The 23,606-nt window shown below is 50.6% G+C and carries 14 protein-coding genes and 1 tRNA gene; 7 read left to right on the plus strand and 8 right to left on the minus strand.

Going from position 1 to position 23,606, the window contains the following annotated elements:
* The 6 genes from KQJ19_RS15645 to KQJ19_RS15670 all read left to right on the plus strand — a co-directional run.
* Positions 1–2,307, plus strand: a 2,307-nt coding sequence (locus KQJ19_RS15645; protein ID WP_253296357.1) for a hypothetical protein, incomplete at its 5' end; no start/stop codon positions are given.
* Positions 2,308–2,342: 35 nt separating this feature from the next.
* Complete coding sequence (locus tag KQJ19_RS15650) at positions 2,343–5,123, plus strand: kinetochore protein (protein WP_216403828.1); 2,781 nt, start codon at positions 2,343–2,345, stop codon at positions 5,121–5,123.
* Between the two features lie 14 nt (positions 5,124–5,137).
* Positions 5,138–11,080, plus strand: coding sequence for a DEAD/DEAH box helicase (locus KQJ19_RS15655; RefSeq protein WP_216403829.1), 5,943 nt, complete (start codon positions 5,138–5,140; stop codon positions 11,078–11,080).
* A 7-nt stretch (positions 11,081–11,087) separates the two neighbouring features.
* Positions 11,088–12,236, plus strand: coding sequence for a PD-(D/E)XK nuclease family protein (locus tag KQJ19_RS15660; RefSeq protein WP_216403830.1), 1,149 nt, complete (start codon positions 11,088–11,090; stop codon positions 12,234–12,236).
* An 826-nt stretch (positions 12,237–13,062) separates the two neighbouring features.
* Positions 13,063–13,530 (plus strand): hypothetical protein, encoded by a 468-nt coding sequence (locus KQJ19_RS15665; RefSeq protein WP_216403831.1) that lies wholly within the window; start codon positions 13,063–13,065, stop codon positions 13,528–13,530.
* Positions 13,527–13,742, plus strand: coding sequence for a helix-turn-helix transcriptional regulator (locus KQJ19_RS15670; RefSeq protein WP_133960011.1), 216 nt, complete (start codon positions 13,527–13,529; stop codon positions 13,740–13,742). Before KQJ19_RS15665 ends, KQJ19_RS15670 begins: the two co-directional genes overlap by 4 nt.
* Before the next feature lie 333 nt (positions 13,743–14,075).
* On the opposite strand, the gene KQJ19_RS15675 is transcribed toward KQJ19_RS15670, so the two are convergent.
* The gene (locus tag KQJ19_RS15675) at positions 14,076–14,327 is read right to left on the minus strand and encodes a hypothetical protein (RefSeq protein WP_253296358.1); all 252 of its coding nucleotides are present in this window, start codon (positions 14,325–14,327) and stop codon (positions 14,076–14,078) included.
* A gap of 263 nt (positions 14,328–14,590) precedes the next feature.
* Between KQJ19_RS15675 and KQJ19_RS15680 the strand changes: the two genes are divergently transcribed.
* Positions 14,591–15,478, plus strand: a complete 888-nt coding sequence (locus tag KQJ19_RS15680; protein ID WP_216403832.1) for an integrase domain-containing protein — start codon at positions 14,591–14,593, stop codon at positions 15,476–15,478.
* A gap of 681 nt (positions 15,479–16,159) precedes the next feature.
* Here the strand turns inward: KQJ19_RS15680 and KQJ19_RS15685 are convergent.
* The 7 genes from KQJ19_RS15685 to aspA all read right to left on the minus strand — a co-directional run.
* Positions 16,160–17,422, minus strand: coding sequence for an integrase arm-type DNA-binding domain-containing protein (locus KQJ19_RS15685; protein WP_216403833.1), 1,263 nt, complete (start codon positions 17,420–17,422; stop codon positions 16,160–16,162).
* A 161-nt stretch (positions 17,423–17,583) separates the two neighbouring features.
* Positions 17,584–17,659: transfer RNA gene (locus KQJ19_RS15690), tRNA-Phe, on the minus strand.
* Positions 17,660–18,056: 397 nt separating this feature from the next.
* The gene (locus tag KQJ19_RS15695) at positions 18,057–18,632 is read right to left on the minus strand and encodes a transcriptional regulator (protein ID WP_016151385.1); all 576 of its coding nucleotides are present in this window, start codon (positions 18,630–18,632) and stop codon (positions 18,057–18,059) included.
* A gap of 36 nt (positions 18,633–18,668) precedes the next feature.
* On the minus strand, positions 18,669–20,378 hold the full coding sequence (locus KQJ19_RS15700; protein ID WP_047500037.1) for a protein-disulfide reductase DsbD: 1,710 nt from the start codon (positions 20,376–20,378) through the stop codon (positions 18,669–18,671).
* Positions 20,354–20,701 (minus strand): divalent cation tolerance protein CutA, encoded by a 348-nt coding sequence (gene cutA, locus KQJ19_RS15705; RefSeq protein WP_003025447.1) that lies wholly within the window; start codon positions 20,699–20,701, stop codon positions 20,354–20,356. Before cutA ends, KQJ19_RS15700 begins: the two co-directional genes overlap by 25 nt.
* A 131-nt stretch (positions 20,702–20,832) precedes the next feature.
* A complete protein-coding gene (gene dcuA, locus KQJ19_RS15710; RefSeq protein WP_016151387.1) occupies positions 20,833–22,134 on the minus strand; it encodes an anaerobic C4-dicarboxylate transporter DcuA in 1,302 nt (433 codons plus the stop codon).
* Between the two features lie 115 nt (positions 22,135–22,249).
* Positions 22,250–23,606: aspartate ammonia-lyase (gene aspA, locus KQJ19_RS15715; RefSeq protein ID WP_216403834.1), on the minus strand; the 1,357-nt coding region annotated here is incomplete at its 5' end.

A 23,606-nucleotide genomic window follows, 5' to 3' on the forward strand; every position in this document is an offset into this window, starting at 1 on the left:
TTAGTCCTCCCAGAACCATCAAAACATGAAAGATTGATCGGATATTCCAAGAGAATTGCTTTTCCCTGCTATAAGGATGAGGTTTTTTTACGGGATATACTTGTCAATAATGAATTAGATAGCCATTCAACTTTTGAGTCAGTTAATAAGCTAGTACATCAATATATATCTTATTTTGGCGAGGTTTTTAACCAGGAGTTTATTGAGTTCAGAACATTACTTTCAAAGGCTGCCATGCAGCAGGCTTATGACTCTCCTTTTTGGGGCGCTGTTCGTGATATCACTGTACATACAGAGAGGGAACAGCTCAAAGAAAATGGTAAGTATTGTATTCACCTGGAGTTTAACGATTCAGGTTATCCAGAGATTTATCTTCTTATGGATGACGCAGCTGCTACTGCCTCAGAAATTCAGCGTTATTACTCATTGCCCAATGAAATAGAGAACTATAATAATATATATTACGAACGAGATATAGGAACCACACTAAATGTCCTTAATTTACTATTAAAAAAACGGAAGGGTAATCTCTATAAATCACGAGTGGGGGCAGCACTGCGGTCTGGGTGTTTGCCGCTTTTTCGTGATGATTTTTGCCATATTAGTTCAGAAGGAGAATATTATGATAATTCTCCACTCTATTTAATACTTCACCATAAATATGCAGACAGTATTTTCACAGCCTTGAAGAAGGCTGGCGAAAGAACACAACGTTGGGATATTAAATCTACCAAATGGTCGATAGTTTCCTCCGATAAAGTTGGCAGGCAAACGCTGGATAAGATAGCCCATTTGATACCAGAAGATGCCCGTCGTTTTATTATACAGGGATGGCTGCCTGCCCGACCTCGTATGTCGGGCGCTGCGCGGTTTGGACAGGCTATACTGCTTAATCCTGCCAGCACACCCATTATTCATATGCCTGATGTACTAAGAGGATGCTATGTCATTAGCAATAAAGATGGAGAAGAACTAACTCATGGCTCGCTATCTCAGGGGGCTGAAGGATTATTCATTCCACCAGGGGAGTTGATGGAAATATCTGGTCAGGCATTTTGTCGCTATGAACTTACGTTAGCGCATTCAGATATCCCAGTAAATTTTGATGTACACGTGTTAGATCATGCACCTTACGCCACTTATTGTAAAATTACAGAGCCACATGATTGGCTTACTGATGGACTATCGGGAGTATTAATGGCGTTAGGGGATACGGCAGTGGTCCCCCCACTGAAACGCGAAGAAATAACGCCATTGAGTGGTACTCAGATGTTATGGCAGGATGAAAATTGCCTTCCTGTAACATGTCAATATACTGAATTACATAATATACCCGCTGCATTTGACTGGATCGCTGAGGCGCTGGCCTTGCGTTTTCAACGTCGTAGCACATTGCCTTTTGGTGAACTAAAACAGCATATTGAACCCGTATCACAGGTAACGAGGATACCCGAATGGCAATTGCGCCGCATGCTCTTTGCCGCTGGCTGGCTTTGTGTAGTACAACGACGTCATGCGCCATATTCGTTAGTCTCATTGGCTGAAAGAACCATTTCTGTTGATGTCACTGAACAGGGAATTGTTGCCCGAATTCTGGGGATGTTTACAAGAAGTGAACGTAATTTTCTACAAGAAGCACTTAATGACGGTGAACGCATAGGGCGTCGGTTAGTTGAGGGTAACGGCTGTTCAATGGGTTGTATTGAATTGCATCTATCAGCCAGAGAGCGTGTCCATGCTTTCATTGAGCAGTTTGGGTTACGTTTAGTTAATCACGACGATTTCCCCGTAAATGCTTTGAGTGGAGTATTGCTGCCGCTGTCTCAAATGCAGTTTATCCCAGCTTTACCCCCGGATCTTCACGTATCGCTTTGGCAAGCTGAAAAATATCAATGGTCAGAAGAACAGCGGCTTACTCAAACGGCTAATAACCTATTGATACGGTGTCAGGAAAAACAGCGTTATCGTTATTTTATTCGGCAGAACGCCGGATACTGGCAAACCGATAGCTTCTCCTGGGCCTTAATGGCTCAGCTGATATGTTCAGGAGAAGCGCTTGGTATGCGAAAAGGCGATAGCGACTGGTGCTGGTCAACGAAAATCATTGCGTTACCGCCCGCCGTTTTACAGTGGTGGATCCACGTTGCTCATGGATGCTTGTCGATAACAGATAATGGTGGTTACTTATTTGCAGGGGGGAAAGTTCCACTCTGGAACAATGTAATGACCTTCCCCTCCTGTCAACGAGCGTTGGCACGACGGAGCAGAGCACTGACAACACGCAAGCTGCGAAGAACCTTACAATAATTTTACAGAATCAGGTAGTAAGGAGAACGTTTAAGATGGCTAAAAAGAAAAGTATTATCAGCGATCGGCTGGGCCAAATGTACTACTTCGGTACAGAATCTCATGAATTGAGCAGATGCTTGCAAGAGTGCAAACAAAGGCTCACCAGAAATGGCGCTAAAGCGGATAATTTACCGAAAGGACCAGAAAAAAGGCTACATTTTCTCCGTACATTACCACCTAAGGCCAAACCTGTTGTGTCTGATTGGCTTCGTGAAAATTTGACGTTTTCTGAACAAAATGATCCACAAACCGTTCTTAGGGATCTGTTAGAAGCAGAAAGCAACACGGAAGATATTGAGCTCTGTAAACCGCTATGGCGCACAATTCTTGGATTCTATATTTCTTCTGACTGTCCTGAAATTATAACGAAATTCCTGAACGGCGAACAAATTGATTTATCCCAACATGGTGTTTCTGACTCCCTGACAATTAATGTCACTGATGAAGACATTGAACAATGTGCTTTAATTATCCAGGGTAAAGAAATTCCTATACCGGAGCGTACTATTCCACTGTTTGTTGGGGGATTGGTTGACGCACTCAAGGGAACGTATACAGCCGATAATCGATGGCGGACAAAGCTATCAGAACATTCTTTACCGCTGGCGCGGAAATTGGGTGAACTTATCGATCAATTTGAAGCCAGTAACGACCTTAAAACAATGGATGGTACCAGTGTAATACAAGCTCCTCCCGTTGTGTCCAAAGAAATCGACGGTGCGATGGACGAAGTTATATTCATTGGAAAAGTGTTAGCGTTAACCGCGTCCGGCGCTTTTTTTGTTACGCCGGTTAGTCTGTTAATTGATGGCAACTTACGAGACCTCCCAGAGGTACTCGTAAAAGATCTTTTCCCTCATGGTGGTGAAGCCATCGGTTTTGAGAGTAATTTCAGCAAAAAATTTACTCGGGATGAAATGGCAATATGGAAAGCCCGATATCAGCCGTCTGATAAACCCGCGCAGTATGTCATTACTGACTACCTGTCGCGCGTTTATCCTGTCGTCGCGCTGCCTCATGCCTCCGATGAGCCTGACGCTGTCAGGGAGTGGTTACTCACCAACTACCAGCCGCAAAACGATACGCCGGTCATTTTTCAGCTAAGTGATGACGTATCCCTGAGATTACCGGGTGACTTGCCTGATCCTAAAAAATATGACTTTGATATGCCGCTGGAGAGTTATCGTCAGGTTCCTCAGACACTACTTGGTTCTCATGTCCTCACGGTAATCACTGAACTCCCTCAGGTGAGTGAAAAATATGATTGCGCTGAAGCCAGCACGTGGATAAAACGCCTGCTTAAACGAACTGATTCAGCAAAATATTTTCCTCAATTCAGTAAAGGGCAGCTACAAAATTTAACTCATTTTATCGCTGAACATGAGTCTGATAACGAGGCATCCTATCTTCGTGCAGTATCTCATCTGGAACAGATAGCAGATACGAGATCCTTTCTTAATGATACGACTCAACAGCTACTGGCTTTACCTGAGGTTGAGACGCAAATTAATATTGAGAAGCAGGAAATACTGGCTCGTTACGAAGACGAACAGCACCAGATTAAACAATCAATAACAGTATTATCTGAAAAGAAAATACAGCTTGAAAATGAAATAGCCGATCAGAAGAAAAAGCTGAAAAAAGAAACTGATCGCATTAACAAAGCGCTACGTCAGCAAGAAAATGAACTGGAACAACGGATTAAAAAGACCTTCGAAGCCGCATCTCAAGCGGGAGTGGAAACGCTGGCCCAGACAGCGTTACTGCGGGCGATAATCAAAAATGAAACAGCGCAAGAGCAACCTGCCCAACAACGAATAACACCAGAATCTGTAGCCGAATCAGCAAATTCTAATTTCCCATTAGAAGATACGAACGCTCTGACTCGCAAATATCAACTATCATCGGCTATCGAAAAACAGGCACTGGCGACGGGACTAAGTGAATCTTTATTATCCAGCCTGATTGCCACTGCGAGTATTACACCCGCGGTCGGATTGATGGGAAAACAGACAAAACAGGCTATCGCCTCATTAGCGAACCTTTTAGCCGGTAATGTTTGGGGGGAAGTGTCGGTACATAGCGATCATTTTAGCTTCAGTGATTTAATGAACTCCCCCACGCTGATCCGCTTATCTGGCGATACTCATACCATGACGCTGGGCGATTTTTTGACCCAGCAACAAGAGGCAGGGCTGGCGAGCATTGTTGAATTGCGTGGTTTTAACCGCACTCCGCCAGAAACTCTACTCCCTGAACTCCACGAGTGTTTGTTCAGAACTCCCCATTCTGCCGCATGCAGTTGGACGGATCGGCGGCAGGCTCTACGACATTTGCCCATCCGGCACCCGATACTTTTTTTACTCACATTCACCACCGGGAAAAGCACGTTTCCATTGCAGGCTCCTCTTGCTCACCAGTTACCCCTGTTTCTGGCAGAGAATATATGGTCGGATGAACGGCCATTTGAGCAAAATACTGACATCACGCCTTCTCGTACTACTCCAGAACTATGGCAGACAATGTATGTGGACAACCACCAGCCAGAGCACCAGGCTTGTGCTCCATGGGAAGCGCTAAAAGCAGCGCTACTCTCTTTACTTCCTGATGAACAAGCGCAAGCCGTTGCCCGTCTGGCTTACGGTCTCGGCCGTAGTACAACACAAGATATTGCGACCACGATTGACGCTCTTGCCCCAGAATTAGGGCCATATGTTCAGGAAATGACTACCGGCGAATCGGCAAGCGTACTTGAGCACCTTTTCCAGTTATAAGCAGAGGAATAATAATGAATAACCCACTGGAAACATTTGAATCAATAAGAGATTTTTATATTTCGTACCTTGAAACGGCTTTCCGTATTGATTCATTAAACATACAGTCTGAACGGCGCGCGTTACTGGAACAGCAAGGGACATTATGCGCCGATCTATTTCTTGAACCGATGCCCCGATATCAGCACTATGGCTTAACTATCAGCGAATTACGAAATGATGTTCAGGGTCAGACATGGTTGCCAGGGTTTAATGCCCAACAAAGGGCTGCATTCATCGACCTCTGTTTAGGTGGACTTCTGCCCCGCAATAAAACGGACCCAACTAAGGGGCGTTTTAACCTTTATACCCATCAACTGGACATGCTGAAAAGAGGGGTACAGCCAGGGACGCCGGGCATCGTCACCTCCGGAACCGGTTCCGGTAAAACCGAATCATTTTTACTGCCGGTTTTGGCGCAGATCGCAAAAGAAGCCACTGGCTGGCCGCAAAGTCCGGCGCTGAAGCACTGGCAACCGTGGTGGCATAAGGTAGCGGATAAACAGCCCACTTTTATGCGCGACCATGAGGCCGTCGCACGTCCGAAAGCGGTACGCGCGCTGATCCTCTACCCGATGAATGCCCTGGTAGAAGATCAACTGGTACGTATGCGACGCGCGCTGGATTCCAGCGAAGCTCATAATGTCATGGATACGCATTTCGGCGGCAACCGGATCTTCTTTGGCCGTTATACTAGTGCAACTAAAGTAACTGGCTGGCTTAAACATCCCCGACTCAGTGAAGAAAAAAATGAGAAAAAGCGCGCGGCTAAAAAAATCACTGAGCTACGTGAGTATATGCAATTAACAGAAGAGACCCATCAGGAGGCTGTACGACAAGCGCAGCAGAGTAAGGATAAAGAATTATCGTTTAATTTCCCCAGAACCGCAGGCGGAGAGGTTCTCAGCCGCTGGGAAATGCAAAAGACACCGCCCGATATTCTGATCACCAACACCAGCATGCTTTCAACGATGCTGGTTCGTGAGGTGGACGATCCTATTTTTGAACAAACCCGACAGTGGATTGAGCGCGACCCTGATGCCTATTTTTATCTTATCCTTGACGAACTTCATCTACAGCGAGGAACCGCCGGTACCGAAGTCAGCTACTTGCTTAAGCATTTGATCAACCGGCTGGGGCTGGATCAGGAAAAACACCGACACAAATTGCGTATTCTGGCCTCCAGCGCCTCTTTACCTGTTGAAGGGCCTGAAGGTGATCAAAGCGTCGAATATTTATGGGGGATGTTCGGTCAGCGGGGATTACCTTCAGGTGCCTCCTCCAGCGACTGGAGAGAATGTATTATCAAAGGTGACCCCCTTCCTCCGGGCCATATGTCTTTTTTCCAGGGGGATCTGGAGGCGTTTTATCACGCAGTGCTTCAGTTACAGCAAGCACCACTTACATCATTACAACACTGGCAGAATGTCGCCCGCAGCATGGGAATGACAGCCAGTGAAGCCTCTACAGAGCAACTGGCGCAACGTGTCGTCTTACAGGCAGCCAACCTGCTTGAAAGTGGCTGCTATACGGACGATCATTCACCGAGAGCCACGTCAATCGAAATGCTCAGTTCACGCCTGTTTAGCGCCCAACCCCATAGTGAAAAAGCGCTCCGGGCATTAATCTGGTTACGCTCGACAGAGGGCGACTGGCCGCAATGGTTTTCACATGCCTTTCCTGATGATATCGGTGCGCCGCGTTTTCGCGCGCATGCTTTTTTGCGCGCCCTGGAAGGGTTATATGCCGCACCATTACCCGCCCCCTGCGCTGCATCTGCACAAGAAATCAATCACCGCTATTTTGGCGATCTTACCGTAGAGTCCGGCTTACGTTACGGCAAAGATAAAACATCGCGGCGTGTCGAATTACTCTATTGTGAATGTTGCGGTAATCTCTTTTTGGGTGGTAAACCTTCAGTCTTTTCTGGTTCAGAAAGTCGAATTGAACTTTTACCCAACGACCCGGATACGGAACAGCTACCGGAACACGCAAAATCAGTCATGATAGAACGCCGATCTGCTGAAGAATACGCGCTATTTATGCCCGTCGTCGAACGTTTCTGGCCGAAAGGCAACGAAACGTTAAATGGCGACGATGCTTTCGGTACATGGGGTAAAGCCAGTTACGATCCATTTACCGCCACCATTCAACACCCTGTATCGCTCTTAGAACCACTACCAGAAAACCATATTGCAGGTTGGTTCTATTATGTCAAACCCGGTGAATTTGCCACCCCGGAAAGAGGCCAGTCATCCAGCCAGTCGCCGGGAACGGCACTACCTTTTGAGTGTCCGGCATGTGGTACATCCTACAAATACGGCAAAGGTAAGCTCTCTCCAATCCGTAGTTTTCGCGTCGGTTTTTCGAAAACGACACAGCTACTGGCCAGCTCGCTAATGGCGGAACTACAGCGATCGGGTAACCGTGAGCAACTGGTAACGTTTTCGGACAGTCGTCAGGATGCCGCCAGGGCGGCGCTCGATCTGGAATCGGGTCATCATGACGACGTCAGACGAGAAATTGTTGTCCATTCGCTACAGTCCATTGCGGCTGATAAACCGTCCCATAACCAACTAAAAGTACGCCAGGCAGAGATAGAGAACCGGAACAAGACACTGATTAACCTCAACGTAAGGTCGGATGAGGAAGAGGATGAATTGGATCAACTCGCTGATGAACGAAAGAAAATCAGAGGGTTATTATCAAAACCTGAAGCGGACAGCATACCTCTGCGTGAAATCCTCGAACCTGAATCACCGGATGCCGGCCAACCGCTTGGCCTGCTGTTAAGCGCGCAGGTAGATGCAGGCATTCACCCTTCCGATCGTACTGGTATCGCGCCGGTTCCCGATCCTGAAAAACATGAAGAAGGCACGCTGACCTTTGCATGGCAACAACTCTTTGAAAAGAACGCGCAAGGGGCGTGGTGCTGGAAGGCGCTTCCATCCTATGAAGACAACCTGCTGGTGGCACGACAGGAGATTTCACGCGATCTGAAACGGCTGGTGGGAGAAAGCGTATTCAGTAAAACCTACTTCGCGCTGGAAGAGTCCGGCTGGGGTTATCCTTGCCTTCCCATTACCGGAAACGACTCACGGGAACAGCTCGCGATTTATGACGCAATGTTTCGTGTGTTGGCGGACGCATACCGGGTTACCCCTTCACAATACACAACAAAGGAAACACGCTGGAGTTCAGCGCGCGATGTCAATCGCAGAAACCGCCTGTACAGCTTTACGCAGGCAATATGCCAGCGTTTGGGAGGCGAGCCTTTATCTTTAATTGATAGTTTTCTCCGGCGACTGGAGCTGGCGGGCCATCAGGGTGGTATTATTGATATTGGCAAAATGCACTTTCGACTGGCGGAGCCTGCCGATCGCGTCTGGCGCTGCTCCCGTTGCGGGCGTATACACATGCACACCGGCGCGGGAATCTGTACTCGTTGCCACTCTCCTTTACCAGAAACGCCATGCAGCGAGGCAAAAACGCTCCAGATGCAACACTATCTCGGCAAACGCCTCTCACATTCTTCTGGTATTCGCCGGATGCGCTCCGAGGAACTGACTGGAATGACCGAAAACCCGGCGGCAAGGCTGCGCCGGTTTAAAGGTATTCTGATTGCCGACGACGATGATATTTTACCGGAAGGAATGAAAGATTTTGTGCCCGATCGAGACCTTGATCGGGCAGCTCGCGTGGTCGATGTGCTTTCCGTAACCACTACGATGGAAGTGGGCGTGGATATCGGTGATTTACGCGCGGTCTTTCAGGCCAACATGCCACCACAGCGCTTTAATTATCAACAGCGTGTCGGACGTGCCGGACGACGTGGACAGGCGTTTTCATTCGTCTTAACCGCGTGTCGCAGCAAGAGCCACGATCTGTTTTACTTCCGCCATCCGGAAAAAATTACCGGCGATCTCCCTCCGCCACCGTTTCTGACCACAAAGCTGGAAATGATCTGCCAGAGACTGGTACGAAAAATCTGGCTGGTATCGGCATTCAAATGGTTAAGGCAGCAAACGGAAAAAGCATCTCACCCATGGCCGGTTGACGACTACGCGCACGCCCCTGATAACCACGGTGAGTTTTTCCCGGTGCACTGGCTGAAAGAAAACCAAACGGACTGGCTGCCAAAAATCCAGCAGGCCATCGAAGCAACCATCCTGGCGCGCGATGAATTTGCCCGGACTTGCACGCAGCAAGACCACCATTTGTTCCAGAGAATTATTCAGCCTTTGACGCCGGAACAACTGATTCAGGATATTAATGTCGTACTGAACGACAGTGCGATGGAGGCGAAAGGGCTGGCAGAAGCGCTGGCGGAACACGGTAAATTCCCAATGTATGGCATGCCGACCCGATCACGCCTTTTGCTGACAAGGCCTGTCAGTACAGGCGAAAAAGAAATCGAATTTGCCAGTATGGATCGCGATCTGGATATTGCGATACAGGAATTTGCCCCCGGAAAAATTCTGGTTCAGGACAAGCGACGCTACTTTACGGCAGGTTATAGTGGAATGCTTAAACAGAGCAGAAAAAATCCACGCTCATTTTATTCAAATGCCTGCGAACCGGGTGAACTCAGAACAATGACCGCCTGTCCGGTGTGCAACATCTGGGCTCCTGCAAACGCGCAGGCTACCGAATGTACTATCTGCGGTGCCGTTATGGATGAAGCGGAACGCTATCAATGCTATGTTCCTTATGGATTTATCACCACGCTGGAACCAAAATCGGCCAAAGAGGATTTTGATCAGATCCTGACCATGGCCAGCCGTGTATCAATTGCAGAAGCCTACACTTTTTCTGCAACGCCAGAACCTGACGTTAATGTGGCGATACAGCTTCAGCCACAGACATGTCTGCACCGCCTGAATCGGGGAATTTATACCGATAAAACATGGCGTGGTTTCAGCGCAACACAGGGGAGCCTATCGGTCCCTTTCAGAAAGCAGGGGACTTACCAGCCGCTTTGGGCGAACCGGGTTTGGATGGATAGTCAAATTATTGAGGCCGACCTGTTAGTTAAAAACCGCTTTACCGATCAGGGAGAAACCCGAAACACATTTTATCTTGCCGCGCCTAAAGTGACTGATCTACTGGCGCTGAGGGTTGCACAAACCCCGCCGGGTCTCCGGCTACAGTATTCCACGCTAACCCCGGCATTCAGGGCCGCTGCGCTCTCGGCATCTTTTATCATTGTTAACTATGCATCAAAAGAGCTGCTGGATATTGATCCTGAAGAAATCGAAATTCTGGAACCCCGCGTTCAAATGCTGAAGAACGGTACGTCGGTACCGGTTCTGCAAATGGCCGATCGTCTGGTTAATGGTTCAGGGTTGTGTGAACGGCTACAGCAGAAGGGCGCATCCGGTTCTCTCATTATCCTTGAGATCATGAAGAATATTTTAAATAACAAAACGGCCTACCCGCTGGCTGAGTTCCTGCAACCCGATCATCGCGAACGCTGCTTTCAGGGGTGTTATCACTGCCTGCACAGGTACGGAAACCAGCCGTATCACGGATTGCTGGACTGGCGTCTGGGACTGGATGTTATTCAACTTCTTCTGGATCAAACCTATAGCGCCGGGCTGAACGGTGATTTTACCTCTCCGGGCGTGGCTGACTGGCCGGTAAATGCCCTACGATTAGCCAAAGAGGCCGCTTCTCTATATAGCGACAGTGACGTAAAAGTGATGGGGAATATACCCGTGATTCGCACCGGGGACGGGCGCTGGGCCGCCGTATTACATCCATTCTGGGATCCCGATGCTGCATTTGCTGCAAATCCGGAACTTGAGGCATTCTCATATGAGGTGGACGTAGACGCGACGAATACTTTTGCATTGTCCCGCCGCATGGGGACTGAAATGGCAAAATTACGGACTCAGGCGTCCTCATCTCAGGAGTGATAATGCAATGAATGAAATGACGCTATCGCGTACTCGTCCGGTGCTTCCTTCTCTGTTGGGGAGCTTCGTCATTTGCCCGGCGAAATACCTGCTGGAAAGTGAAGCTCATTCTTACGCACGTTTACCGCTGCATCCGGGCGTCATTCTGGGCCAGGTAATACATCAACGCGTCAATTCAGCGACACACCGGGAGGCCGCTTTCGGGAATTATACTCTCAGGCAACTGGAAAATGATTTTACGACCTCGCTGACAGCCAATCGACGCGCCGGGCCGGTAGCAAACTGGGTATATGACCGTCACGGCGTTGCCGGGCTGGTGTCGCGCCAAATGCTTGTTACCCAGATCCGCTACGTCAGATCGCTTCTGCCGCCTGTTTTCATAAAAGGGGGTCCTGCACACGAAAAAACATTACCCGTTGGCCGGGAGCTTATGCTGACCAGCAGTGATTTCGATATGCATGGGCGGGCCGACCTCATATATCAGGAGCGGCCCGATCGGTTAAACATAGTTGATTTGAAAACCGGAAAGGTAACAGACGAACAAAACCAGCCGAAAGAAGCTAACCTGTTACAGATTGCGGCCTATGGCATAATGGTAAAAGAGCGGGCACCTGATATGGATATTGGGCTAGTTCTGACGGGGAGCCGTGATAGCTGGGAAGGGACACTGAATACAGGCCTGATTGAACGGGTCACTACGATTATCAAAAATATTAATCGACTTTTGCCACGGAATATCCCACTTCCACTATACGAGCTGGCTTGTCCTGGCATGCACTGCTCCCATTGTTCCTGTCGTTGCTCGTGTCCGGCCTGGACAGAAAAGCTACGCAGGCAGATGCAACCGTCTCATTCTGATCATCAGCATGGCGGAATCGATATCAGCGGGCAGTTACTTGAAGTAGAAAGTGACGATCATCTTCTTACGCTGAAGATCCTGCTACCCGATAGTTCAATTGTTAAGGTCTTTCGTGTGCCTTCCAGCACCATCCCAGAACCAACGGAAATAACAGGAAAAAAAGTCGCACTATACGGATTAAACACCTTCAGCGAGACATCAACAGAGTATTTTCCCCGCAACTTCTACGTCATCAATATGCAGGATACGAGAAGATCGGCGTTTCAGTTTCACTGGCAAAGTGAAGGAAAGAATTAAACTTGGGGAAAACGCTTACCTTAAACAAGGCTTGCCACATGTATTAAAGGGGGAACTGGCGTTCCCCCTTAGGTGCGTTTCAATCCGTGAATTATTTCAGCAGATCAATCAGCCGCAGCAGAGCCAGTAAAAGCTCCAGTACGGCGATGAGCACAATCAGCTTACGCATTAGTGTGTCCATCCGCTCTCCTTTTGAAAGGAGCGCAACGCCCGCGCCTTACCCTTACATTGCCTGTCGGTGCGGGTTTACACTTGCTGAGTGTTATTATCACACTCCAGACCGGGGCACTGCCAGCGGCACCACCCGTCCGGCAGCCAGGGCTTGAAATCGGTCTGGCCTGAAGCATGACAATCTCAGCGTCAGGAATTATAAGAGCTGGCGGTCTGTTTGCAATGGCTAATTAAACAGGCTAAACTACTTCTGCTGAGTGTTATTATCACGCAACGCCGCTCAGGTCGCCGTCCGCAGCCTGAGAGCGAAAAATAAAGAACCCTGCCTTACCAGCAGGGTTTTTTATTTTCTGCGAGCCGCCTTCCAGTAATTTTCTTGCCGCCTGTGACCAATCGCAGTATCCTTGCTTCGCACCTGCAAAATCAGGTGCCGGGCTTGACCTCCTGAATATCTTTTGTTGGCGACATATTGACGCGCCTGCGTCTTTTTTTATGTCGTACGCACGGCTACACCTCAATGGTGGGCTGGGCGGGGGCACCATTGAGGTGCGCCGGTTGCCAACAAAGCCGGTAAGGTCAACTCCGTCCAGTTCCACCACCCATGAGATTGACCTCTCAGGTGGTGGTTTATCAACTTTTGTTGGAGGCTGCCACTATGGCTACGATCCCCACCCAAACACACCCGTTACTTTCCGTCCCCTTCAACGCTGCCACGGATTTCACCCTCCTTGCCAGTCACTGCGAAAACTTCGCCGAAACCCTGATTGAAAGCCCCGATCCGGCACTGAAAATGGCGCTTTGCGGCAGGATCAACGCCTGTCTGACGCTGCTCCAGCCCACGCTGTTAGAACCCGTCCCGCCCCATCTTGTTGAAAGCCTGACCGTTGATGCCCTCCCTGCGAATTCCCCACAGTTTGGGCCCGAATGCACCGAACTTTGCAGTTACTGCCTTGCGTTGACCCAAACGCTGGCGGGGCAGGGGTTTTCCTCCGAAACGGAGAAATACCTTAGCTGGCTACTGTACGACCTGATCAACTACTTCGCGGCAGAAATGAAAGCCCCGCGCTGGTTGCGTACCGCCGATGGCGTGAAGTTCATTGACGGCGTGGAGGTGAAAGCATGAAGCAGCCGGACTGGCATCCCGCCGACATTATCGCGGCGCTGAAAAAGCAGGGGACATCGCTGTCAGCTACTTCCCGTCAGGCGGGGCTGGCGTCCTCCACGCTGGCAAACGCGTTGATAAGACACTGGCCCAAAGGTGAAAGGCTGATTGCCGAAGCGCTGGGCGTAGCGCCAGAGCAGATCTGGCCTTCCCGTTATCTCAGACCACGTTAAAACAGGCTCTCCCGATCTTCTGATGGCTTTGCTGTCAGAAGATCGGGAGAAGGCAAGTGAAACGTGGCAGTTCCGGTTCGCAAATAACCTTTTTGATGCAAAAACAGTTTCTCCTTTCCGCGCCAGCGGTACCGGCATAATCTCCCCCTTGCCCTATGCTGTCGTTGACAGCGCCCAACGCTTCACAACCTGAAAGAAGCGCCTTTACTGGACGGTTGATCCCTTTACCGGTGCAGACCTCTGCAAACACCGGGTCGCAGATTATCGCGACGGAGGTCCGGGTTTTTACACGATACGTCCTTTTACTGCGCCAGAACGCTGGCCCCGTCTGCACTACGCCGGAATTTTCCCGGCCAGCCGACACCGGCTGACACCTTCAGCGCCCTTTACCCGACGGGCTGCGGCCTGCATTGCCAAAGGCTTTGCTGCCGCGTGACCGTAAAACTGCGCCAGATATCTGTTTTTTAGCACTGTACCAGTCCAGTGCGTCACTTTAACCGCGCTGAGCGGGAAAGTGACGCACTCAGCTCTTTCGCCCTGCACCAGAAAACTCAACTGCGCCAGCCACTGGCTGGACTCTGACACCGCCTTTTCAGGCCATTTGACCAATAAGGAGAACATGAACCGATACCGAGGTGGATCTGGACGATCCGGGGGATAACCCGCGAAAGCGGGCGGCTGCTCAGAGAGCACAACCGAAGCCCCACCACACCTCAACGGCTGCCGCCCCGGCGCTCAGGTATCGTTCGCAGCCCCGACAAAACTCAGGGGCTATCGGCCTGTGCGCCGGGGAAAGCTGTATCAGGTTTTGGGTTATGAATTTGCGGCAATCATGAAAGGGGGAATGTATGGGAATCCTGGAGCAGGAAATGAAACGGCTGGCGCAGCAGGCTGGCGGCAGCCACAAGACCGTTCACGACCGCATTAAGCTGGCGCAGCGGTTTTGTGAGCGTTTAGTCGTGGCGCAAAACGTGCAGATCCGTCGGATAGAACAGCTAAAAGCGCGGCATATTGAGGGCTATATCCGGGAACGACTGGCGCAGGGCATGACAAAACGTTCCCTGCAAAATGAGATGGCGGCGATCCGTAATTTGCTGAAACAGGCCGGGCGCGACAGGCTGGCGCAGAGTGAGCGGCTGAATAACCGTTCGCTGGGTCTGTCCGGCGCATCCCGCAACGGTACGCGGAAGGCCATTACGCCGGAGCATTACCGCCATGCGCTGGAAACCGCCCGCGCAAAAGATGCGGGACTGGCGGCAGCTCTGGAGCTCTCAAGGTTGATGGGGCTGCGCTCGCAGGAAGCAGTGCAGAGTGCCCGGTCGCTGAAAACGTGGCAACAGGCGCTGGATCGCGGTGAGTCCCGGTTAACGGTGGTGTTCGGCACCAAAGGCGGACGACCCCGCGAAACGGTGATCCTGGATACTGGCGCAGTCAGGAAGGCGCTGGATAACGCCAACGCTGTCGCAGAAAGCCGTCACGGCAGGCTGATCGACAAGCCCGATCTGAAGAGTGCGATGAAATACTGGCACAGCCAGGCGTCACGTATTGGTTTAACAGGCGTGTATTCCCCACACTCGTTACGCTATGCGTGGGCGCAGGATGCCATTCGCTATTATCTGGCGCAGGGATTCAGCGAAAAAGAAGCGCTGGCAATGACGGCGATGGATTTGGGCCACGGCGACGGGCGCGGGCGGTATGTGGCGCAGGTTTACGGGCGAAAGGAGGACACTGATTGATAACCATTGCCCTGAAAAAACTGGGTTATTCATCGGTTTTCGTACAAAATTATTTGCCCTCAAATAATTTTGGGTGATTTCCTATTAATCCCGGGTTATCCATCGGTTTTCGTACAGAAAATTTTGGGGGCAAAATTTTTTGTACGCTTTCCTATCAATACTGACTAAATCAATAATTATCGGCAATTAACTTATTGGTTTTGGTTATTTTTGATAGGCATGAGCTTATAACATATCCTCTGTCCATCGTTATCCACCGAAAAAATTTCGACGTAGAAATTTTTTGTACGTTTTCTTTTCAATAATGGTATTTCGAAAGGTATGGCCGATTAGGGGCTGCCGGGCGTTTTCAGATGTCATCCAGCATCGCTCTGGTACAGCATCATGCTCCTGCTCTCCTGTTGACAGCTGCGCCAGTAAAAGGAAAAAGGTTGAAAGGGTAAGGGGCGGGTAAGGGTAACAGCGCCAGACCGGAAAAGGCCAAAGGGCTTAAAAGGCTGTAACTGGCGCAGATCGATATGTATCCGGCGATATCTGGCGCAGCTCTGTCACGTTACTGTGGGCGTGGCGCTGGAGCAATCCCCCGTGATCTTATGGCTGGTGCAGGTATTCAGTACAAAAAGAAAAGCAGATCCAGATTTGATCCGGATCTGCTTTTCCATTGTCTATATTGCCGCAGACTCAGCTCACCTTATGCCGCCGCGCATAAATATACGGCGCAACGTACCCCTCGCGGCTCACATCCAGATAATCCGACCACCACTGCATCATCTCCATACGGGCTTCCAGATGCTCCGCCTTATGTACATAGGCCGCCCGCACGCCGTTGCGCTCCTTGTGGCTCATCTGCCGCTCAATGGCGTCCTTTGACCACAGCCCGGACTCGTTCAGGGCGCTACAGGCCATCGTGCGGAAGCCATGACCACAGACTTCGGTTTTGGTGTCGTAGCCAATCACCCGCAGCGCCTTGTTGATGGTGTTCTCGCTCATCGGCTTATTCATCGAGTGCGCCCCTGCAAAGACGAACACCGACTCCCCGGTAATTTCCTTGATCTGCTCCAGCAGGGCGACGGCCTGCGCCGATAGCGGCACCAGATGCTCATCCTTCATCTTTGCGCCACGTTCGGAAAAACGCACGTGCTTCACCGCTTCCCGTTTTGCAGGCACCGTCCAGATACGGGCTTTCAGGTTGAACTCATCCCAGCGGGCGAGGCGCAGTTCGCTGGAGCGCAGAAAGACGAGCAGATTCAGCTCCAGCGCCAGACGGGTCAGCAACCGGCCTTTGTAGCCGTCCACCTTCTCAAGCAGCTCCGGCAGGTGTTTCAGGGGCAGGGCGGGGTGATGTTGGGTCACGATTGGGGTCACGACCCCATCCAGATCGTAAGCAGGATTATATTTAATCACGCCCTGCTGCACGGCATGACGCATGATTTTGGTCAGATGCTGCTTCACCCGCCCGGCAACGTCATGCACGCCCTTATCGTCGATGGCTTTAACCAGTTGCGCCAGATGGCGGGTTTCGATCTTCGCAATATCCATCGCGCCGATATCGGGAAAGACGTAGCGCTTCAGGCAGGTGAGGATTTTATCGGCGTGGGCTTCCGACCAGAGCTTAAGGCAACTGGTGTGCCACGCGGTGGCGATAAACTTAAACGTGCGGGATTCATCCACGCTGGCGTCGTTGGTTTTGCGAAGCTGAGAAGGGCAGATACCGGACACGAGTAGCTTACGCGCGGCATCGCGCTTTTCGCGGGCTTCCGCCAGCGTCACCAGTGGATAAGCGCCAAAGGCCAGCCGGTTTTCTTTGCCGTCGAAGCGATAGCGGAAATACCACAGCTTAGCGCCGCTGGTGGATACGGTCAGGTACAGACCTTGCGAGTCGGTGAGCTTATAAGATTTATCGAGGGATTTAGCCGCGCGGATTTTACTGTCGTTCAGGGCCATATGAGGGTCTCCATCATTCATCGAACTGAATGACCCGCAATCTGACCCACAATTTTCCGGATACCAAGGAATAAACCAAAACGCATCGGGAAAGATTTTTACGCTAACTTATTGAATTACATACACACAGGGATTCATAAGGAAGCATAAAAAAGGAAAGGTGGTGCCCGGACTCGGAATCGAACCAAGGACACGGGGATTTTCAATCCCCTGCTCTACCGACTGAGCTATCCGGGCAACGGGGCGCATTAAACCGTATTCACGTCTGCCAGTCAATCAAATTTCGGGAAAAGATGTTCAACCGCTTAATATTGCGGCAATCTGCGCGATTATGCCTGAAGTTTGCACAAAACTTCCAGGCAATTTACCTATCAGACCTTCTATCTCAATGAGCAAAGGCTGACGAAAACGTTACGCGGCCTGTATTACTCCCGCACACTACCGCAAGTTGTGCACAAGCCTTTTCGACGTTTCCAGTAACTAACGGTGCAATTGCTGCGGCAGGACCCGCTGGTGTGTCGGGCGATGAGTTGGGCGGGCGGTTAACAGAGTATATTGCACCACCGTGGCGATGGTGCGTTTTAGAGACTGATGGCGCTGTGTTTACTCATTTCGGCCTTGCGGGCATGCTTGCTTAGGTCAGCGCACCGCCCATACGGCACTGAGCAAAGCGCAGGATATCTTCAGCCAGACGGTGTGCCGTTTCGACATCAGCATGGCTACGATTCACCAGCATGCGGCTCAGACAGCCCTCCAGCACCAGTTCCATCTGTTTGGCAACCATTGCAGGGTCGTCAACTTCCAGCGTCGTCAGCAGCTCATGGGTGAAGTCATGTGCCGCCTTTTTTTGCTGATCGGCTAACTGATGGATCGGATGCCCGGGATCGGGGTAAAACGTACAGGCGGCGATAAACAGGCAGCCTGGGTAGCGATTATTGCTCACGCATTCGGACAGCGCGGTGTAGCGTGCCAGTAATTTCTGTTCAGCGCTCAGGGTGTCATCCAGCAAAAGTTGACGCCGCCAGATATCCACCCGCTGGCTGAGGTAACGTAACGCATCGTACAGAATGGCCTCTTTGTCGGGCCAAAAGCGTTGTAGTTCATCAAGAGGATAATCGATACGATCGGCCACCATTTCCAGTGTGGTATTGGCTATCCCTTGAACCTCAAGTAATTTCAGGGCTTCTCCCAGGACATCTTCACGTTGCACGGTATTCTCCTCCGTATTTCCTGTTGCAAGTGTCGCTCACGGTTGGCGATCGCGCAAATGTGCGCTGAAGGTCGCGGCATCCATAAAGCCGGTTACCCGAGCCTCCGGATGCTCTTTCCCCTCGGCGTCAAAGAACAAAATAGTCGGCAAACCTAAAACCTGTAGATGTTTCAGCAGAGCGACATCCTGGGCATTATTTGCAGTCACATCCGCCTGCAAAAGCACCGTGTCGCCTAGCGCTTGCTGAACCTGCTGATTGCTAAACGTATACTTCTCAAACTCCTTACAGGCCACGCACCAGTCAGCATACAGATCCAACATCACGGGCTTGCCTTTAGCTTGTGCCAGCGCCTGATTTAGCGCATCCACCGAAGCCACAGGCGTGAAGTTAAGGTGTGTCTGGGTTTGAGCTTGCGGCACGCCGAACGCCCAGTCCTGCAATGGCCGTACGCTTACCAGCGCTGCAGCTAACAGGATAATTTGCACGATGCGCATCCAGGCGTGCTTTGCCTGCAGGCTGGTGATAAATGCCCAGCTAAAGAATGCGACGCCCAACAGCGACCACAGGCGAACGCCCCAGTTGTCGCCAATGATGCGTTCGAGTAAGAAGACGGGGAGCGCCAGAATGACAAAGCCAAAAGCGGTTTTGACATGTTCCATCCATGGGCCGCTTTTAGGCAACAGACGATTACCGAATACGGTAATTAGCATCAGAGGTAATCCCATCCCCAGCGCGTACAGATACAGTGTGCCGCCTCCCAGCCACATGTTCCCGCTCTGAGCGATATACAGCAAAATCGCGCTTAGCGGGGCCGTTGTACAAGGAGAACAGATGAGGCCGGCAATCGCCCCCATCGCAAAGACGCTACCGGGGGAACCGCCTTGCTGACGGTTACTCAACAATGTAAGGCGTGTTTGCAGCGATGAAGGGAGCTGCAGCGTGAACAAGCCAAACATCGAAAGGGCCAGCAGCGTAAAGACGACGGCAAGGCCAATCAGGACGTAAGGATGCTGTAGCGCAGCCTGGAACTGCAATCCGGCGGCCGCAACAACCAGACCTAGCGCGGTATAAGTGAGCGCCATTCCCTGGACGTAGATAAACGTCAGCAGCAGCGCGCGTCCGGTTGATAAGCGTTGTTTGCCGCCCAGCACGATACCGGAAATCAGCGGATACATCGGCAATACGCAAGGTGTAAATGCGATGCCAATTCCGATTAGCAATGCCCACAGCGCAGAGAAGGGAAGCTGGGTTGCGGGTTGTGGTCTCTCTTGCAAAGCATCGGTGGCAGGCACTGGCACAGGTGTCGCCCTGGTATTGGCAGACACTTCACTTAATGGCACCGTTTTAGTTTCAGGCGGATAGCAAAAACCGGCGTCGGCACAGCCCTGGTATGTGACCGTTAATGTTGCGCCAGATTTAGCCTGATTGACCGTGACCGGGATAGTCAATTGTTTACGGTAAATCTCACTTTTGCCATAAAACTCATCTTCATGCCAGACGCCTGGCGGTAGTTTTACCTCGGCGATATCGGCCTGAGATGGCGTAATGCTTATCTGTTTGCGATACAGATAGTAGCCATCTTTAACCTGCCATGAGAGGTTCAGATCGTGTTGGTTTTGCTGAAAATCAAAAACAAACGCCCGATCGGCAGGAACAAACTGCGAGCGGCCAGGCGCGTCAAATAATCCGGCAAAGGTAGATGTGCTGCACAGCAGCAGGATCAGCGTAAGGATGCGTTGAGCCATGAGCGGTAATCAAAGTCTCCGTGAGTGACGGGTAAAACCAGAAGTTCAGGCGTTTGGTATGGATGATGTGACTTCAGGCAATCGAGAAGGGCTTGCTGGTGTGTGACGGTGGTTTTTAAAATCATCTGGACTTCATATTCCTGCTCAAGTTTACCTTCCCAATAATAGAGGGAGGTCGCGCCAGGCAGCAGCGTCACGCAGGCAGCCAGTTTTTCCGCCAGTACTTTGGCGGCCAGATCCTGGGCGGTTGCTTCATCTGGGGCGGTACAGAGCACCACAACGGTATCGGGGATGGAAATATCCTGACTCTTTACATCAAGCATAAACACCTCGAAAGAACAGAGTAACCAGCTAAAGAGTGGTCACTATACAACGGACGAGGGAAGGATGTTAGTTAAAGCGGGATGATGAGGAGGAGGAACTGCAGGGCGCGAAGGCACCCTGCAGTAAAGTCTTACAGCATGAAGCTGCCCAGCAAGAAGCCGAAGCAGACAGCCAAAAGCACGCCCAGAGTACCCGGGATGAAGAACGGATGGTTAAAGACGAATTTACCGATGCGGGTTGTACCGGTGTCATCCATCTGCACCGCCGCAACCAGAGTTGGGTAGGTTGGCAGAATGAACAGGCCAGAAACAGCGGCGAAAGACGCAACAGCAGTCAGTGGGGAAACGTTCAGAGCCAGAGCCATTGGCATCAGTGCTTTAGCGGTTGCAGCCTGAGAGTACAGCAGCGCAGAAGCAAAGAAGAAGATGACAGCCAGCAACCACGGATGACCCTGAATTACGCTACCTGCAGTATCTTTGATCCAGTCAATGTTGTGAGATACGAAGGTATCACCCAGCCATGCAACACCCAGGATACAAATACAGGCGCTCATACCCGCTTTAAAGGTGCTGGAGTTCAGGATGGAGTCAGTTTCAACGCGGCAGACGATCGTAGTCAGCGTCGCGACGCTCAGCATGATGATCAGGATTGCGTTGGTGGTGTTCATCAGCGGTTTAGCGACCAGGCCGAGGCTTGGGCTGTTGATGATGGCGTATACAACTACGCAAATCACGCCCAGCAGGAACAACCAAACGGAGGTTTTCGCGCCAGCTTTGATTTCAACTTGTCTTTCACCACGCAGTTCAACCAAACCTTCTTCCAGACGCTTACGATAAATCGGGTCGTCAGACAGTTTGGAGTTGAACAGCATCGTTACCAGGAAGGACATCACCAGAACGGCCAGCAGAGTGGACGGAATGACCACGGACAGCAGGTGAATGTAGCTGATGCCATGACCTTCCATTACGGAAGACATGTAAACCACGGCTGCGGAGATTGGCGACGCCGTAATCGCAATCTGTGCAGATACCACTGCGGTAGAGAGCGGACGGCAAGGTTTGATACCTTGTTCCTTCGCGACTTCAGCGATAACCGGCAGAGTTGCCAGAGAGATGTTGCCGGTACCGGCAAAGATAGTCAGGAAATAGGTCACGATTGGTGCAAGGATCGTGATGTATTTCGGGTTTTTACGCAGCAGTTTTTCAGTTTGATGAACCAGATAGTCCAGACCACCGGCAATCTGCATGGCAGAGATGGCAGCGATAACCGCCATGATAATGGAAATAACATCGAACGGAATATTACCCGGTTTTACGCCAATAGCGGCAAGAACCAGAACACCCAGCCCACCTGCAAATCCAATACCGATACCCCCAAGTCTGGCACCTAAAAAGATTGCCAGCAAAACGATGATAAGTTCTAAAACTATCATATTAGCCTTCCTTGTTGTTTAACAAGTTGATATTAAATTGTTGTTTTTAAGTAACTTCGAGTAAGAAAAAAGGCACGTCATCATGACGTGCCTTCTCCGGTACTACCCTACACGATTACTGTTCGCTTTCATCAGTATAACGTTTTGCTTTATAAGCAGGGTGCATCAGGTTCTGTGCAGAGAAGATATCGTCCAGTTCAGACTCGGTCAACAGACCGCGTTCCAGGACAACTTCACGTACGCTCTTACCGGTTTCGGCACAAATTTTACCGACGATGTCGCCGTTGTGGTGACCGATGAACGGGTTGAGGTAAGTAACGATGCCGATGGAGTTGAATACAAACGCTTCACAGACTTCTTTGTTAGCAGTGATACCACTAACGCATTTTTCCAGCAGGTTGTAGCAAGCATTGCTCAGAATGTGAATGGATTCAAACATTGCCTGGCCAATGACCGGCTCCATTACGTTCAGCTGCAGCTGACCAGCTTCAGATGCCATAGTAACGGTGATGTCGTTACCGATGACTTTAAAGCAAACCTGGTTTACGACTTCTGGAACAACTGGGTTCACTTTTGCTGGCATGATAGAAGAACCAGCCTGCAGTTCCGGCAGGTTGATCTCGTTCAGACCAGCACGTGGGCCAGAGGAGAGCAAACGCAGGTCGTTACAGATTTTGGACATCTTAACAGCCAGACGTTTCAGTGCGCCGTGAACCATAACGTATGCGCCGCAGTCAGAAGTTGCTTCAATCAGGTCTTCTGCCGGAACACAGGCGAAGCCAGTGACTTCAGCCAGTTTCTGTACTGCCAGCGGGGAGTATTCTTTCGGCGTGTTCAGACCCGTACCGATTGCAGTTGCACCGAGGTTAACTTCCAGCAGCAGCTCAGCGGTACGACTAATGTTTTTCACTTCTTCTTTCAACAGTACGCTGAAAGCATGGAATTCCTGACCGAGGGTCATCGGTACAGCATCCTGCAGCTGGGTACGGCCCATTTTCAGGATGTCCTGGAATTCAACAGCTTTTTGTTCGAAGCCTTCACGCAGCTGGTTCAGGGCATCGATCAGTTTGATGATGGATGCGTATACCGCGATACGGAAGCCAGTTGGGTAAGCGTCGTTGGTAGACTGACATTTGTTAACGTGGTCGTTCGGGTTCAGGTACTGATATTCACCTTTCTGGTGACCCATCAGTTCCAGACCGATATTGGCCAGCACTTCGTTGGTGTTCATGTTGACGGAGGTACCCGCACCACCCTGGTAAACATCTACCGGGAATTGATCCATGCATTTTCCGTTATTCAGGACTTCATCACACGCCGCGATGATGGCATTTGCCACACTCTTAGGAATGGTTTGCAGCTCTTTGTTGGCCATTGCCGCTGCCTTTTTAACCATTACCATACCGCGAACAAATTCAGGAATGTCGCTGATTTTGTTGTTGCTAATGTAGAAGTTTTCAATCGCTCTCAGA

The sequence above is a fragment of the Citrobacter sp. S46_ASV_140 genome (genome assembly GCF_018919545.1).
GTDB lineage: Bacteria > Pseudomonadota > Gammaproteobacteria > Enterobacterales > Enterobacteriaceae > Citrobacter > Citrobacter braakii.